This window comes from Pseudoalteromonas sp. CnMc7-15 (assembly GCF_022347925.1).
GTDB classification, from domain to species: Bacteria; Pseudomonadota; Gammaproteobacteria; order Enterobacterales; family Alteromonadaceae; genus Pseudoalteromonas; species Pseudoalteromonas ruthenica.
Map to the genome: position 1 here is coordinate 452,801 of NZ_JAKRFT010000001.1, position 14,662 is coordinate 467,462.

Here is a 14,662-nt window from a genome sequence, read left to right on the forward strand (position 1 = left end):
ACAAAGCCTAAATCGATGGTAGCCACCTACTGATTGCAAAAGTATATCGTTTGAGGAGTAGATGATGTGGGGCTGCAAATAGTAATGCCTGCGGTCGCAGGCATTACTAACCTACTCAGGTGCTACAAACTTATAAATTTCAGTATATGAGATGTGTACTTTGCCCCTTAGCTCTTCGGCACTAGAAATTATCTCGCTAACCTTAACCATTTGTTCGGGAGATGCAACTGACGAAGCCCTTTCCATATCGAGCGTAATTTGCTTTCTTAGGGCTCTAAACTCAGCGTCAACTGCTAAATTTATTCCATACACACTTAGCTGGTTCGATAAATTACGTAATGTCTGAATACGGGCTATAAATTTTTGGCTTGATATTAAACAAATATCTTTGCTTGGCGCTGACAAAGAATCGAATGTCCAAAAGTTTACTGCGTCGTTTTCAATCTTATTTAACTGAGACAAAAAATTATTTTTCAACACACTGGCTTCTGCTCTGGAGGCAAGTCTACGCCCGTTCAAATACGCTTCACCCCACCCATAAATAATTGCGCTCATGCTCAATAAGAAAAGAAGGATGCTGACTAAAATGGATGCAACAGCAGATTCAGTCATTTACTCCCTCATTTTCTCTTTCATCCTCAATATACTCCCAAATCTCATCAAAGTAATCTTTGTTTTTGGTAATGATTTTCAGGCGGTTTTTAACATCGGAATAAGATACTCCTTGTCTAATAAGCCCCGCAAATGCTTCTTCAAAAAAGCTTGAGCCATATCCCCTCTCAACCCCATCAAGATATACCTCTATATCTTCTGTTGGGTTTTTCTTAAAATTTGGTGCCAAAAACTCTTCTCTAAATCGCTTTCCATGAAATTTTGTTTTATCTTCCTCATCTCGGCCAAAAGGTTTTGGTGAAAAGTCACTTGCAATATCAATTTTCATGAGTCACCTCCTAGGTCAAACTCCCATGCTAATAGTGTGCCATTAAAAGGCGCAGCCAATTGATACACGTCAGGCTCCTCTTGTTGGTCCACATACTTATAGACTCCGATATCACTTACTACTATTAATTTGTCTTTTATATCTTTAACGACTGGCTTTTGCATCGTCCACGAGCCTTTCCCACGGTAGTACTTACCCGTAGATGTGTTCCCTTTTATCATAGCATGAGAAATAAGCTCGGTCGCGGTTCCCCCTTTTATATTTTTGAAACTATTGGGGATTCCAATCCCTCTATCAGCGATACAGAACACAAGTTTATTCTTTTCTCTGTTTATGTACGAATATTGCCACCATCGGCTTTCCACTTCTTTTTTGTATGCATGCCTTACAATATTGTTATAGGCTTCATTTATCGCCTCTTTCAATTTGTCTGGAAACTGTCTGTCTAAGTTTTCTTGCAAGATATGTAGCGTTGGATCTAGGTGCCTATCCGGATCATCTCCACTTTGAAAATTATTTTTAGTATCCCAAAGCTTATCTAGTTTTCTTAAAGTTCCCGGCCTCACAGCATCCCAAAGCCCTGAACGCCTAAACAACTTGTCGGCCTTTCCATCCCTTGGAGGGACCATTTTTATTATGAATGATTTATTTGTTTCTAGTTGACAGCGTGAGACGCATGAAAATAAAGCTGTAGCACCACTAGCGGTTATTTTCTGGACATTAGATAAATCAATTACAACTGGGATCCCTCCATCCTTTATGAGATGCCGCTCTATTTCGTTAATAGTTGAGAATAATTGACTTGCAGGTTCTTTATCATAGGCACACAATTTTTTCTCCATCGAAAACCTGCGCCTTTCTTCTCCTTGGAACTCAACTCTATCGAAAGTGCGAAACCGCCCCCATTGTACAACACCCATTTTAGCTTCCTTTCAACACTACCTAATATGAAAAATATACTATCGTTATAGAGGGCTAATACCAAGTAATGCTTATGAAAAATGTTACCCTACTTCTCCCTGTAACTGCATTTTTTATTAACATTGCAAATTTGGGGTGTTGTGAAGCCCTACAAACTAGCCCTGACTTAAGTGTTTAGTCACCATTTGTTTGCTCATTAACTGCCATGGAAGGTCGTACCTTTCTCTCAACTGCAGTCTTATTCATTGTAAATATCTGAATCAATCCATTATATTGCCTTACTATTGGGCCAGATACGAGCGAATACCGCCGAATTAGAAGCGCTTTCACTTATTGGGCTAGCTTTTTCAAAAAACTGAACAGCTCAAGCTACTAACTACGACAACTTTGCAATGAGGCGATATTTTGTTCTTTATGGATAACTAAGAATAACCAATTAGAATAAGAATGGCTTGCTTATCACTAAACCGAAGTCGATATTACTAAGTAATGATAACCTCTTTCGATACCCTTACACCCCGGCTGTCTATGTGCGATAATGCGCACTGTGCTCGCTATTTACTATGCATTTTTCTTAACTTGGTGTTGCTATCCACCGTCACAAAATTCATACGGACACCGCTTGGAAATTATAAAGAGCACCAAAAACATAATATAAAAAGACGCTTAAAAAAGCTCGGGGATTGAATGGCAAATTCTAACTATAATGAGAATCGACCCACAATCTACTGGCACGATTATGAAACTTGGGGGGCAAACCCGCAAAAAGATCGTCCCAGTCAGTTTGCTGGTATTCGCACCGATTTAGATCTGAATATCATCGGTGAGCCGCTTATTGAGTATTGCCGTCCGGCGCCGGATTATCTGCCTCACCCCGAGGCCTGTTTAGTCACAGGGATCACGCCGCAGCATGCGCTGCGTCATGGCCTTAATGAAGCAGAGTTTATCGCTAAAATTCATGACGAATTCGCCCGCCCGAATACCTGTGTGGCTGGTTACAACAGTATTCGTTTTGATGATGAGGTTAGCCGGTACACTTTATACCGTAATTTTTATGACCCTTACGCTCGTGAATGGCAAAATGGCAATAGCCGTTGGGATATTATTGATTTAGTACGTGCCTGTTATGCCCTGCGCCCGCAAGGTATTAACTGGCCGCAAAAGGAAGATGGCAGCGTCAGCTTCCGCCTTGAAGACCTAACCAAAGCCAATGGCATTGAGCACGCCGATGCCCACGATGCCCTGAGCGATGTAAAAGCCACAATTGCGCTGGCAAAACTGATTAAAGACACGCAGCCCAAGCTGTATCACTTCTTTTTCTCGTTGCGCCATAAAAAAGCGCTGCTTGATTTGGTGGATGTATATAACATGACGCCGCTGGTGCATACCTCTTCGCGTATTCCTGCAAGCCACGGCTGCACGACTTGGATTGCGCCAATGAGCTTTCATCCCAGTAATAAAAACGCGGTGGTGTGCTTTAACTTAACGCAAGACCCGCAACCGCTGTTGGATTTAAGTGTCGAGCAATTACGGGAGTACCTCTATACCCGTCATGATGAACTGCCTCCTGGGCAAGCGCCGATTGGCTTAAAACTGGTGCATGTGAATAAATGCCCTATTCTTGCCCCCGCGAAAACCTTGTTGCCAGAGAATGCCGAACGTTTGGGGATCGATCGCGAACAATGTTTAGCCCACTTAAAGGTACTAAAGGCCCACCCCGAATTACGCGATAAGGTCGCCGAAGTGTTTAACGACACGCGCCATTTTGCTGATACTGGCAACCCCGACTATCAACTTTATAGTGGTTTTATCAGCAACAGTGATAAGGCCAAGTTTGATATTATTCGCGCCACTGAACCCATGCAGCTCGCCGGTTTAGACATAGACTTTGAAGATGATAAATTCACCACCTTGCTATTTCGTTATCGCGCCCGTAATTGGCCGGAAACGCTGACCCCCGGCGAGCTTGACTCGTGGCGAAAGTACTGCCAAAACAAGCTGATGAATGGCGAGGACAGCCCCTCTATTGGCGCGCAAGACTTCATGCTCAGCCTAGAAAACCTAGTGCACGAGAATGAAGGCAATGAGCGCAATATGGCGGTGCTCAAAGCCCTATACCACTACGCCCAAAGCCTTTAGCTTGTGGGCGTATACCGCTACTTACTGGGGTTCAGCTTTTCCAACCGCGCCAGTAAGCTGGAGGTATCAAAACGGCCACCGCCCATAGCTTGTACGTCACTGTAGTATTGATCCACCAATGCCGTAAGACCTAGGCTAGCACCGTTATTGCGCGCCTCATCAAGAGCAATACCTAGGTCTTTGCGCATCCAATCGACGGCAAAACCAAACTCATACTCTCCTTGCCACATGGTTTGATGGCGATTTTCCATTTGCCAAGACCCGGCTGCCCCCTTGGCGATAGTCTCTACCACCTTGTCGCCATCGAGCCCGGCTTTTTTCGCAAAATGTAAACCTTCCGCCAACCCCTGTACCACACCGGCAATACAAATTTGATTCACCATTTTACAGAGCTGGCCGCTGCCGATATCACCTTGTAATTGGCTAAAGCGACTGTAGGCTGCCATCACTGGCTGCACCTTGGCATAAGCCGCATCGCTCCCGCCACACATCACGGTTAATACACCATTCTCGGCGCCCGCCTGGCCACCAGAGACCGGCCCATCAATAAAGGCAATACCTTGGGCTTTAGCGGCATCACCCAACTCACGGGCGAGCTCGGCGGAGGTGGTGGTGTGATCGACAAGCAAGGCGCCCTCGTGCATACCCGCCAGCGCCCCATGCTCACCATAAATCACGCTGCGCACATCATCGTCATTGCCAACACATACAAACACAAAGTCTGCGCCTTGGGCCGCTTGTTCTGGCGTTGCAGCACTGCGCCCGCCATATTGCTCTACCCACTGCTGCGACTTTGACGCTGTACGGTTGTATACACACACATCAAACCCTGCTTGTTGCAGGTGCCCGGCCATGGGGTAGCCCATGACGCCTAAACCGATAAAGGTACACATTTTTGACATAATTTTGACCTATTTGCCTGATAGCCTCGAGAAAACGCAAAAAAGTATAACAAAGGCATCGTACAAAAACGCCTTGTTTTGAGTTATGGAGCTCACAATGGATAGTATTTACCATTTCAATGCCACCCTCATCGATGGCACGCCCTATTCATTTAAACAGTTACAAGGACGCGTTGCACTTATTGTAAACACCGCCAGTACCTGTAACTTTAGTAATCAATATAGTGCGTTGGAGCGTGTTTTTAGCGACTACCAACAGCGGGGCTTAGTGGTATTGGGATTTCCTTGCAATCAATTTGGCCGCCATGAGCAAGGCTCAAATGAGGATATAAAAGCCTTTTGCACCAGCACATTTAATGTTAGCTTTCCATTGTTTAGTAAGGTAATGGTCAACGGTCCTGACGCCCACCCGCTGTTTAATTATTTAAAAGAACACACTCGGGGCATTGCACAAAACCGGGCAATAAAATGGAATTTCACTAAATTTCTAATAAACTCTCAGGGCCAACTGGTGAACCGCTACGCACCTCGGACCAAACCCGATACCCTTCGTGCGGTAATAGAGAGTCAACTTGATGAAATTAGCCCTATTCAGCTCGCAAAGGTATGAGCAACACGCATTCAGCGAACATTGTCCAGATAACGTTGAGATCCATTTCTTCGATGCTCAGCTTAATGAGCTCACTGCCTCGCTGGCGCAAGGGTGCGACAGCGTGTGCGTATTTGTAAATGACGTGGTCAACAAACAGGTGCTCGATAAGCTCAACGAGCTAGGTATTAAGCTGGTTTTACTGCGCTGTGCAGGTTTTAACAACGTTGATTTAGACCACGCCGCACGCTTAGGTATTGAGGTTGCGCGGGTGCCCGCCTACAGCCCAGAGGCTGTGGCAGAACATTGTCTCGCCCTGATCTTGACCCTATCGCGTAAAACCCACAAAGCCTATAACCGTGTGCGTGAGGATAACTTCGACCTCAACGGCCTGCTAGGTTTTAACTTACACGGCAAAACCGTGGGGCTTATCGGGTGCGGTAAAATAGGGCTGGCGCTGTGCCGTATACTGAATGGTTTTGGCGCCAAAGTACTGGTGGTCGACCCAGCAAAACCTGAAGGCGACTTTACCCTGGTTGATAAAGCCACATTATTAGCGCAAAGCGATATTATTAGCTTGCATTGCCCCTTAACCGAGCAAACCCACCATATTATAAACAGCGACGCACTGAGCCACATGAAACGCGGCGCTATGTTGATTAACACCGGGCGCGGCGCCCTGCTCGATACCAAAGCCTGTATCAATGCGCTAAAAAGCGGTCAGCTTGGGTATTTGGGTTTAGACGTGTACGAACAAGAGTCGGAGTTGTTTTTTAAAGACCGCTCAGAGGAGATTCTTCAAGATGATGTCTTCGCCCGCCTGCTCACCTTCCAAAATGTGTTGATCACTGGGCATCAGGGATTTTTCACCGAAGAAGCGTTGCAGCAAATCGTGCAAACCACCTTTGATAATTTACTGCAATACGCCAAGGGTGAAGCGCTAACCAATCGCGTTTGCGCTCCTTAAAACACTAAGTGGCGCCGGCTATTTCAGCGCCACATTAATAAACACGGCGGTCATTAGCACCGGACATACTAGGCGTATATACCAGCGCAGCGCCATAATACTCATCTTGTCAGATTGCGCTAATTGATTACCACGGCGCCACACCCAACCGAGGGTAAGAAAGTAGAACAATCCCATCAAAGGCAACTGGTACTGAGTAAATACTTGGATCACTAAGCCAAACAGCCAATCGAAGTTAAATACTATGGTGAGCGATGCCAACATCACCACGGCGCTAACCAGCCAAGTGGCTGCTTTACGGCCGATACCATGATTTTCCACCAAAAACGCCACCGGGATCTCGGTCGAAGAAATGGTCGAGGTCAGCGAAGCAATCGACATGAGAACGAAAAAGGCCAAAGCAATCACCAGCCCCATGCTGCCCATGGTATTAAACAATTGCGGGAGCACCGCAAAGATCAGTTGCCCTTCGCCAATGAGTTTGCCGTTTTGGAATACTTCCACGCCATTGTGGCTGGCGACAAAAATCGCGGGCACAATAAGCAGACCGGCCAAAAACGCTACCGATGTATCAAGGGCGGCCACACTCAGGGTCAGCTTGCCGATATTCGCTCCAGGCTTTAAGTACGAGCCGTAGATCATCATGCACCCTACCCCCAGCGACAATGAGAAAAACGCTTGTCCCATGGCGGCGATGATTAAATCTGGATCCCACACCTTAGTAAAGTCAGGTTGCAGGTAATTACTAAAGCCTTCACCGGCGCCGGGTAACGAGCCGATATAGAAAATCAAGCCAACTAACAGCACCAAAAGCAACGGCATTAATCGCCGCGACCAGGCTTCAATCCCTGCTTTGACCCCTTTTAAAATAATGCTTGCGGTTAACACCAACATCAGCGGCGTGAAAATAAGGTTACGGGCAAGAGAATCGCCACTTAGAAATGCGGCAGCGTCATTCATACCCAGCATCTCGCACAGCGGCGCTAAGGCATGGGCCAACATCCACCCAGCCACGATAGAATAAAAGCTCAGCATGACAATAGCCCCGGCTAAACCAATATAACCAGCCCCTGCCCCTATTTTTGCCGCTTTTGGTTGCCAAGCACGTTTAAGTGCTTGTACCGGGTTGGCTTGAGCGGCGTAGCCCAAGTACAGCTCAGTGAACAGTGCCGGTAGTGCCAAGGCAAAGATGACAATGAAATACACCAGTAAAAAAGCACCGCCACCGTGATTCGCTGCTTGAGTTGGAAAACCCCAAATATTACCTAGGCCTACTGCTGCACCAGCTGCCGCTAGTACAAAACCTATACGGCTTTGGAAACCGTCACGCTTATTCGTCATTCGCAGGGATATCTGTTATTGTTTTGCCGCTATTAAATCATAATTACCCGTATTAAAGTAGTCATAGCCACGCTTATCGGAATGTCCTTGATGCTAAACCCTGCCTATCGCTTTTCACCTTTACCGACCGATACCGAGCAACATGCCAAGCACAGCGACGTGGTGTTGCTTTATTGTGCTAAAGCGCACGGTGGATTAAATGACGCACATTTGAACCGCACAGAGCGAGCGGTCTTAGCAAAGCGTAAAAAGGTGCAGGCGCAGCAGGAATATCGCGCCACACGCTGGGCCATAAAACAGCTGGCGCGACAATTATACCCACAGTATCGCGATTACCCTCTTGCTGCCTGGTGCAGTGAATTTGACGTTGATCAGGCGCAGCTGATACTGAGCATTAATGGCCACCCCCTCGATGCGCGGGTGGTCATCAGCCACGCTCACGGCCACATTGCCGTGGCGATGACGCGCGGCGCAACCTTATTAGGCGTAGATATTGAGAAAATTGACAACGCACGCGCCTTTGAAAAGCTGGCGGCGCACTATTATCCCGAGGCCGAGGCAAGAGATATTGGCCGCGATGTTGAGACCTTTTTCCGGGTCTGGACGTTAAAAGAAGCCTACGCAAAAGCGACTAAGCAACCTATTGCCACCTTGTTAGGCCAGCCCATTTTGGAGCTTATCGCCGCCCTTGATGGCCAGGTATATTGTCAGGAACTATTTGCCGGGCACTTTGATATCAGTCTTATCACCGACATGCAGCGCCCGGTGCTCACTGTTAACCTTCCAGCAGCCGTTGATGAATAGTTTGCACCACCGCATCAGACTGGCTTTGCTCAACCAAGAAGCACAGGTTATGTTTCGATGCGCCGTGACAAATGAGGCGAATATCAAACTCACTGAGCACCTGCATTAAATTCAACTCGCTCTGACGCAGGACAATCTCCGAGCCAATTAACGCCACCAATGTGAGGTTATTCTCAACTGACACATGACAAAACTCGCTTAAACGCTCGAGGGCTTGCTGATCAAGCTCCGGACGACTGGCATTAGGGGCATTATCAAGCGTCAATGCGACACTTATCTCCGAAGTTGTGACCAAATCAACGGAGATTTTATGCTCACTCAAAATAGTGAACACCCGCGCTAAAAAGCCGCTCGCTAATAGCATTTCCGGGCTTTTCAGGGTCAAGAGAATTTGGTTTTTACGCTGAGTCACAGCGCGAACTCCAGCTAAAGTGTCTCCTTGTGGCGTTTTTTGTATCCAGGTTCCACCCCCTTGTGGTTCGCGACTGGAGCCGACAAACACACTGATGCCACTGCGTGCAGCGGGTAAAATGGTCGCCGGGTGTAAGACTTTAGCGCCAAAGGTTGCCATTTCGGCGGCTTCGTCAAAGCTTAAGTGGGCGATGGGTGCGGCTTTGGTACAGACTCTGGGATCGGTGCTGAAAATACCGACCACATCGGTCCAAATATATACGCTGTTCGCGCCAATCGCCTCAGCTAATAAGGCCGCACTGTAATCCGACCCCCCGCGCCCTAAGGTGGTGGTATCGCCATAGTCATCACTGCCCATAAAGCCCTGAGTGACAACCACTTGATCTTTAAGCAACGGCAGCAATTGGGCATGGGCTTGCTGTGCCGTAGCTTTAATATTGGGCTGGGCTTTACCAAACTGACTATCTGTTTTGAGCACCGAACGCACATCAAAGCGCGTTGCCGCCACGCCGTGTTCCCGTAATACCTGAGTAAACAAATAAGAGGAGAAGCGCTCGCCAAAACTCAGTAGCTCATCGCTGTGAGCGCTCGATTGTGGCGCTTGCTCAGCGCTGCTTCGAAAAGCGCTCAAGGTGACATCAAAGCCGTGGGCTAAATCGGCATCAAGGCTGACATATTCGAGAATATTAAGCTGGATAGCGATCACCCCATCGATGTGCGCTTGGCGCTGCTGTGGCGTCAATGCACTTTGGCATAACGCTACCAGGTGATTGGTGACCCCGGCACTGGCGCTGACAACTACTACACGCACGTTGTTATTAGCAGCGATGATTTGTGCACACCGGTTCATAGCGCCATGATCGGCCACTGAAGTGCCGCCAAACTTGGCGACAGAATATTCCTGATTCATTATCTCTCCGAGATGAAAAACGAGTTATTTTTCAAATACAATCAGGAGAACTTGGCAAGACTAAAAAGGTAAGAATGTCCATTGCCAGAAGCCCTCCACCCCTACAGGTGACAGTTCCGAGGATTCAGCCTCAAGAACCGAAAGCCATTGCGACGCACAATGCACTTCCTCGGCGATAGTCTCCCTCATAAACGATCAAAGGCTGTCGTCGGCCTCACGTTTACTACCTAGCTATCGCACCTCTTCTGCGACACATTCGATCTTGCGACCGAAGTGAATCAGCAATGTACCTAGCAGACGGCTAGAAGTCAATATCACACTTCACTGGAGGTGTTCTGGCGGTGAATGATTGCTTGGATACACAAGTTGGCCGCAGCCAGCCTGTGTATTGCCGATTATGGAATCTAATTAAGGTTGTATGGGGCAATGCTCACCATCAACTGGCACCCAAACAGTTCGCGTTTCCATACGACAATTATATTCGACGGTTTGCTCTTCTTGTTGAGTGAAATAGGAGTTGTGTTGATGCATATATACGCCACCGGGAGCCTGGCCAGAAGGTCCGGCAATTGTCCAGTTTGCTGGGCAACTTTGTGTTGATAATACAACGCGAGTTTGCCACTCTGGCGCATCGCTATTAGGAGCCGGTGCACTGAGCCTGTAGTGACAACGTTTGTAAGAAACGTCTACTAACTCGGTTCTATAATCACAGACTCTCACTAATCGCTCGTCCCAATACCCTCCGCAATTTACACTGTTTACTTGGGTATCATAGAAGGTATTGTAGTCTGTTACTTTTATTTGTGAGCTAGATGCCAATACATTATTGGCCACGAAAAAGAGCAACGCCAACACACAGGCTGATAAAATTTTTTGTCTCATTTCTATTTCCTTAACAATAGTTTGGAAACAAAAATGCTACATAAACTTATCATTTATATAAACAGAAACTAAGTTGATTATTTTTCAATCAAACCACTATTAACCTATCAACAATAAATAAATCTAAACACCTCTTTTTCATTAAAAAGCCAACGTTATAATTCCTTAATTACGCAACAATCAATTTATAAAAATTTTCTTATAAAGAATAAATGCTCGATATTGTGTGAAAAATAAAGTTACCTTTCCTGTGAATAAAATCGTCATGAGATAAGCTAATAGTGAGTGCTCGCCAATATCTAAGAAAACTGACTACTATCTTCAGTCATGCGCACCACCAAACCTTGGGCCACTAAAAAATGATAAAGCTGTAAATCGGCTATCAGGTCACTCGAGGAGAGCTCAAAGTCTTGAAAAGTTCTATTGTGATAGCGAAAACGAACAATATGTTCATAACGCTGGTGCTGGCAGTAAATGACCTCTTTGACATCAGCGAGCTTTATCGGCGTATCAAGTAAGTTCAGTACCCCATGCTCAACAAATATGGCACTACAGCGTATGGGCTCGATGCTCCATTGATACTGGGCACTGAGCATAAAACTAAATATCAACACCGATATCGCTTGCGCCCAAAAGCTCTGCTCCATCATAAAATTAATAAAAAACAGTACATAGATAAATAATGCACCGGTGTATAAAGCGCGGGTGATCACCGCACGCATGGCAAATTGCTTTTTGCGGGTAAGTTGACTCACTGGGGTCTTCCTTGTTTGATGAAAACTGAATTTAGTGGCTGTAGGCAGACGGTTGTTTTATTAGCCGTTCATTGTCAACAACCATAGTCCACTGACCGTCGTTGTTGTTGGGTGGCTCGTTGACGATGAAGGTGGTGCTGAAAAAACCAATGCCAACACTGAAGTTGTCACCCTCAAATGATTGCAGCGGCCCTTCCACTGAGGTGGAGCCCCCGTTTTTATAGCGTTTATAGGCAACTGAGCCATCTTCAAGAATCAATAGACTCATGCTGGGACTTTGCCAGTGCCCGACATAATCGCGCTTTTGTGCAGGGACGGGTTCTGCGCAACTGCATAGCAGTAAAATAAACGCCAAAGCCAGTAATACTAATCGCATCCGTTGCTCCGTTAGTTGCCGAAATAAGTTATAGGGTTGAGGTAGAAGGCTTTCTTGACGCCTTGGGGGGCGCTATCAATAAGCCAAAAGTAAGGAATTAAAGTCACCAATGAGTAGTGTAAATGAGCGGCTTTACCTTGGGCATTGCCGCTGGTGCCAACACTGCCTATTTGCTCACCGCCACTAAACCAACGACGTTCGCTATCACTGAAGCTGTCTAGATGAGCATAATAGTGTAATCGCCATTTTGGTCCGAGGGCAATCATCACATTGCCGCCCTTGGGCCACTGTCCACGATAAATCACCAAGTGATGTGAAGCGGCCACCACGTCAGTGCCTTTATTGGCAAAAATATCTACCCCTTTATGCATCCCAGAGCTTCCCCAAGGTTCATACCAAAAGGTATCTTGATGCCAATCAGCGCTACTTGCCCCATGCACGGGAATGGTCACCGGCTCGGGCACTAGAAACGCGAATATAAAACCAAACAGTAATGCCGCCAAAACTAACCTCCTTGTTCTTTTTAAGTACCGTCTCGGCTTACTCATGAAGCTGTTTGCTCATAAAATATTTTTTGCCGTTAAGCGGATACTGCTGTTGCACCCATTGCGTTTCATAGCCATGGCGCTCATAAAACGGTTGCGCCTGAAAATCCAAGGTATCGAGCAGCACATAGGTGCACCCGCGCGCCTTTGCAGCTTGTTCTATGGCAGTGAGACACTGTGAGCCGATGCCTTGCCCACGCAATGTGTCACTCACCCAAAGATAATCCAATAGCAACCAATGACCAAAGGTGCGACCACTGGCACCGGCTTTTACTTCGCCTTGTTCATCGCGCCAGCTAACCGCTAAAGGTTTGCGTTCTACATTTTGCCAATGGGCCCAATTATATTGGCTGATTTGCTGAGCAATAAAGTCGAGTAAGTCTTGTTCTGGATTCTGTATTACTTCTAACGTCATATGGCCTCTGAATACATAGATGCAGCTAATTAAACACCGATATAAAAAGCGAAGCTTACAGAGAAAGGAAATGTTTTGCAGCGATCAACGACCAGTTCTAAGAACCAAGGTGCACATCACTGCTAATAACTAAAAAATCGGCGCCAATCCTTTTTACCGTGTAATCGCAATCCATGCCTATATGTGTGCATTTTGAGGGCCAAAATAATGGCCCTCATACTGTCAATGATATACCACTTTGCAGTACTTAAACAAACGCACCCATCAAGTAGGCTCCGCTGTAACCTACTGAATAAGCAATTAATAAGTACACCGTATTGCGCAGATAGCTCATAAAGGTAAGGTCACGCACCTTACTCATGGCAATGATACCTGCGGCCGAGCCGATAACTAGCATCGACCCACCCACGCCGGTGGCATAGGTAAACGCGAGCCAGTCACGGGTTTGCATGTGAATATCTGCTTTTAATAACGCTGCGGTCAGTGGCACATTATCCACCGCTGCCGAGAGTATGCCCATCAAGTAGTTGGCTTGATTCGGTGCCAATACTTCATACAAGTGGGTAAATTGCGCCAGCACTCCAACCTCTTTTAGCGCACCGACCAACAGCAACACACCAACAAAGAACAGTAAGGTGTCGTATTCAATTTCACGAATGTAGTCGATGATTTTTTTATTCACGTCTTTTTTACGCATCAAGAACTGGGCGCTTAGGAACATCACCGAAAGCCCGAACAAAAAGGTCAGCAAAGGCGGAATGGAATACAGCACACTCATTGTTAGAGTACCGACAATGGTGGAGATAAAAATAGCCGCAATGGTAATATCGGTCTTTTCTATCGCTTTGGGCTCGCCCAAGGCGAAGCTCACTCGACCATTCATTTTCATCGATAACAAAGCAGCGAGCACAATAACGCTCAGTGCTGCTGGGGCCACTAGCAGCAGAAGATTAGCTATGGTGACTTTATCAGCAAGGAAGATCATTAGCGTGGTGACATCACCGGTAATAAGCGACACCCCCCCTGAGTTAACCGCGAAGATGATTAACGTAGCGTACTTGACCAGCTTGCGTCCGTCTAACTTCAACGACATCACCACCGCCAACGACACTAAGGTTGCGGTGATATTGTCGGAAATCGACGAAAACAAAAAGGCAAAACCAGCAATCAGGAACATTAATTTACGCTCACTAATTTCGCTGGGCAATACGCGTTGCACTAAGTTTTGAATGAACCCTTTCGAATTGAGATAGGCAACAAAGGTCATTGCCGCCATTAAAAATAGCCAAAGGGTGGCAATTTCTAAAATATTCTCATTGAGTTCATGCTTAATGTGGTCGAGGGAGTGACCGTTTAGTGGGGAGATAAAGAGGATGATCCAGCACAGGGTGCCGAAAAACAGCGTGGTTTTAGCCTTATTCACGTGGATGACATCTTCCACGACAATAAGCACAAAGGCCACGGCAATGAGCGTCAAGATGAGCGCACTGACCATTTTTGGTATTTTTCCTTGCTATAGGCGAATAGAACAATACTGCTAAGTTTACTGCCCGTATGCACACACCCGCGCTACAAAAAACAAACTTAGGAGTACCCTGGGTTAATTGTCAGACCAATAACAGGTTTTTGGTCTGCAAGCGGCGCGAATTCTAACACCGCTTATGTCCCGGGGCTATTACCAAATACGCTAATATGACAATTTTTTTACTCCCCTCGTGTAAAGCTTGCGCAACGGCGCAAAAGCTGTTTTACCCTTAGTTCGCTT

At 46.5% G+C, this 14,662-nt stretch carries 16 protein-coding genes and 1 riboswitch; of the genes, 4 read left to right on the plus strand and 12 right to left on the minus strand.

The window, feature by feature from the left end:
* Positions 1–111: 111 nt before the first annotated feature.
* The 3 genes from MHM95_RS02050 to MHM95_RS02060 are packed head-to-tail and all read right to left on the minus strand — an operon-like array spanning position 112 to position 1,860.
* Positions 112–612 (minus strand): hypothetical protein, encoded by a 501-nt coding sequence (locus tag MHM95_RS02050; protein WP_239384065.1) that lies wholly within the window; start codon positions 610–612, stop codon positions 112–114.
* Positions 605–940, minus strand: coding sequence for an STAS-like domain-containing protein (locus tag MHM95_RS02055; RefSeq protein WP_239384066.1), 336 nt, complete (start codon positions 938–940; stop codon positions 605–607). The genes MHM95_RS02050 and MHM95_RS02055 overlap by 8 nt, the downstream gene beginning before the upstream one ends.
* Positions 937–1,860 carry an ATP-binding protein gene (locus MHM95_RS02060; protein WP_239384067.1) on the minus strand — a complete coding sequence of 308 codons (924 nt, stop codon included), beginning with the start codon at positions 1,858–1,860 and terminating at the stop codon, positions 937–939. Before MHM95_RS02060 ends, MHM95_RS02055 begins: the two co-directional genes overlap by 4 nt.
* 688 nt (positions 1,861–2,548) lie before the next feature.
* Between MHM95_RS02060 and sbcB the strand changes: the two genes are divergently transcribed.
* Positions 2,549–4,000, plus strand: a complete 1,452-nt coding sequence (gene sbcB, locus MHM95_RS02065; protein ID WP_239384068.1) for an exodeoxyribonuclease I — start codon at positions 2,549–2,551, stop codon at positions 3,998–4,000.
* Positions 4,001–4,017: 17 nt separating this feature from the next.
* Here the strand turns inward: sbcB and MHM95_RS02070 are convergent, their stop codons facing one another.
* Positions 4,018–4,902, minus strand: a complete 885-nt coding sequence (locus tag MHM95_RS02070; protein ID WP_239384069.1) for an NAD(P)-dependent oxidoreductase — start codon at positions 4,900–4,902, stop codon at positions 4,018–4,020.
* A 97-nt stretch (positions 4,903–4,999) separates the two neighbouring features.
* Here MHM95_RS02070 and MHM95_RS02075 point away from each other — a divergent pair, with 97 nt between their 5' ends.
* Together MHM95_RS02075 and MHM95_RS02080 are read left to right on the plus strand one after the other, a co-directional pair.
* Positions 5,000–5,512: a glutathione peroxidase gene (locus MHM95_RS02075; RefSeq protein ID WP_022945131.1), complete on the plus strand. Its 513-nt coding sequence runs from the start codon at positions 5,000–5,002 to the stop codon at positions 5,510–5,512.
* Positions 5,478–6,458 (plus strand): 2-hydroxyacid dehydrogenase, encoded by a 981-nt coding sequence (locus tag MHM95_RS02080; RefSeq protein WP_239384070.1) that lies wholly within the window; start codon positions 5,478–5,480, stop codon positions 6,456–6,458. Before MHM95_RS02075 ends, MHM95_RS02080 begins: the two co-directional genes overlap by 35 nt.
* Positions 6,459–6,476: 18 nt before the next feature.
* On the opposite strand, the gene MHM95_RS02085 is transcribed toward MHM95_RS02080, so the two are convergent.
* Positions 6,477–7,799: a sodium-dependent transporter gene (locus MHM95_RS02085; protein ID WP_239384071.1), complete on the minus strand. Its 1,323-nt coding sequence runs from the start codon at positions 7,797–7,799 to the stop codon at positions 6,477–6,479.
* A 90-nt stretch (positions 7,800–7,889) separates the two neighbouring features.
* Between MHM95_RS02085 and MHM95_RS02090 the strand changes: the two genes are divergently transcribed.
* Positions 7,890–8,603 carry a 4'-phosphopantetheinyl transferase superfamily protein gene (locus tag MHM95_RS02090; RefSeq protein WP_239384072.1) on the plus strand — a complete coding sequence of 238 codons (714 nt, stop codon included), beginning with the start codon at positions 7,890–7,892 and terminating at the stop codon, positions 8,601–8,603.
* Here the strand turns inward: MHM95_RS02090 and lysC are convergent.
* From lysC to nhaD, 7 genes are all read right to left on the minus strand, one after another.
* Positions 8,575–9,924, minus strand: a complete 1,350-nt coding sequence (gene lysC / locus MHM95_RS02095) for a lysine-sensitive aspartokinase 3 (RefSeq protein WP_239384073.1) — start codon at positions 9,922–9,924, stop codon at positions 8,575–8,577. The genes MHM95_RS02090 and lysC overlap by 29 nt on opposite strands.
* A gap of 80 nt (positions 9,925–10,004) precedes the next feature.
* Positions 10,005–10,177, minus strand: a riboswitch (Lysine riboswitch).
* Positions 10,178–10,332: 155 nt separating this feature from the next.
* A complete protein-coding gene (locus tag MHM95_RS02100; protein ID WP_239384074.1) occupies positions 10,333–10,806 on the minus strand; it encodes a hypothetical protein in 474 nt (157 codons plus the stop codon).
* Between the two features lie 299 nt (positions 10,807–11,105).
* On the minus strand, positions 11,106–11,561 hold the full coding sequence (locus MHM95_RS02105) for a hypothetical protein (protein ID WP_239384075.1): 456 nt from the start codon (positions 11,559–11,561) through the stop codon (positions 11,106–11,108).
* 31 nt (positions 11,562–11,592) lie between these two features.
* Positions 11,593–11,937 (minus strand): hypothetical protein, encoded by a 345-nt coding sequence (locus MHM95_RS02110; RefSeq protein WP_239384076.1) that lies wholly within the window; start codon positions 11,935–11,937, stop codon positions 11,593–11,595.
* An 11-nt stretch (positions 11,938–11,948) separates the two neighbouring features.
* Positions 11,949–12,440: a M23 family metallopeptidase gene (locus tag MHM95_RS02115; RefSeq protein ID WP_239384077.1), complete on the minus strand. Its 492-nt coding sequence runs from the start codon at positions 12,438–12,440 to the stop codon at positions 11,949–11,951.
* A 37-nt stretch (positions 12,441–12,477) separates the two neighbouring features.
* Positions 12,478–12,897: a GNAT family N-acetyltransferase gene (locus tag MHM95_RS02120; RefSeq protein ID WP_138547428.1), complete on the minus strand. Its 420-nt coding sequence runs from the start codon at positions 12,895–12,897 to the stop codon at positions 12,478–12,480.
* Positions 12,898–13,144: 247 nt separating this feature from the next.
* A complete protein-coding gene (gene nhaD / locus MHM95_RS02125) occupies positions 13,145–14,392 on the minus strand; it encodes a sodium:proton antiporter NhaD (protein WP_239384078.1) in 1,248 nt (415 codons plus the stop codon).
* Positions 14,393–14,662: the final 270 nt, after the last annotated feature.

Excerpts from the sequence above, each read along its gene's own strand:
- MHM95_RS02050 (WP_239384065.1), bottom strand. The coding sequence starts at position 612 with ATGACTGAATCTGCTGTTGCATCCATTTTAGTCAGCATCCTTCTTTTC.
- MHM95_RS02085 (WP_239384071.1), bottom strand. The coding sequence starts at position 7,799 with ATGACGAATAAGCGTGACGGTTTCCAAAGCCGTATAGGTTTTGTACTA.
- lysC (WP_239384073.1), bottom strand. The coding sequence starts at position 9,924 with ATGAATCAGGAATATTCTGTCGCCAAGTTTGGCGGCACTTCAGTGGCC.
- nhaD (WP_239384078.1), bottom strand. The coding sequence starts at position 14,392 with ATGGTCAGTGCGCTCATCTTGACGCTCATTGCCGTGGCCTTTGTGCTT.
- MHM95_RS02060 (WP_239384067.1), bottom strand. The coding sequence starts at position 1,860 with ATGGGTGTTGTACAATGGGGGCGGTTTCGCACTTTCGATAGAGTTGAG.
- MHM95_RS02080 (WP_239384070.1), top strand. The coding sequence starts at position 5,478 with ATGAAATTAGCCCTATTCAGCTCGCAAAGGTATGAGCAACACGCATTC.
- MHM95_RS02100 (WP_239384074.1), bottom strand. The coding sequence starts at position 10,806 with ATGAGACAAAAAATTTTATCAGCCTGTGTGTTGGCGTTGCTCTTTTTC.
- MHM95_RS02070 (WP_239384069.1), bottom strand. The coding sequence starts at position 4,902 with ATGTCAAAAATGTGTACCTTTATCGGTTTAGGCGTCATGGGCTACCCC.
- sbcB (WP_239384068.1), top strand. The coding sequence starts at position 2,549 with ATGGCAAATTCTAACTATAATGAGAATCGACCCACAATCTACTGGCAC.
- MHM95_RS02120 (WP_138547428.1), bottom strand. The coding sequence starts at position 12,897 with ATGACGTTAGAAGTAATACAGAATCCAGAACAAGACTTACTCGACTTT.
- MHM95_RS02110 (WP_239384076.1), bottom strand. The coding sequence starts at position 11,937 with ATGCGATTAGTATTACTGGCTTTGGCGTTTATTTTACTGCTATGCAGT.
- MHM95_RS02055 (WP_239384066.1), bottom strand. The coding sequence starts at position 940 with ATGAAAATTGATATTGCAAGTGACTTTTCACCAAAACCTTTTGGCCGA.
- MHM95_RS02090 (WP_239384072.1), top strand. The coding sequence starts at position 7,890 with ATGCTAAACCCTGCCTATCGCTTTTCACCTTTACCGACCGATACCGAG.
- MHM95_RS02075 (WP_022945131.1), top strand. The coding sequence starts at position 5,000 with ATGGATAGTATTTACCATTTCAATGCCACCCTCATCGATGGCACGCCC.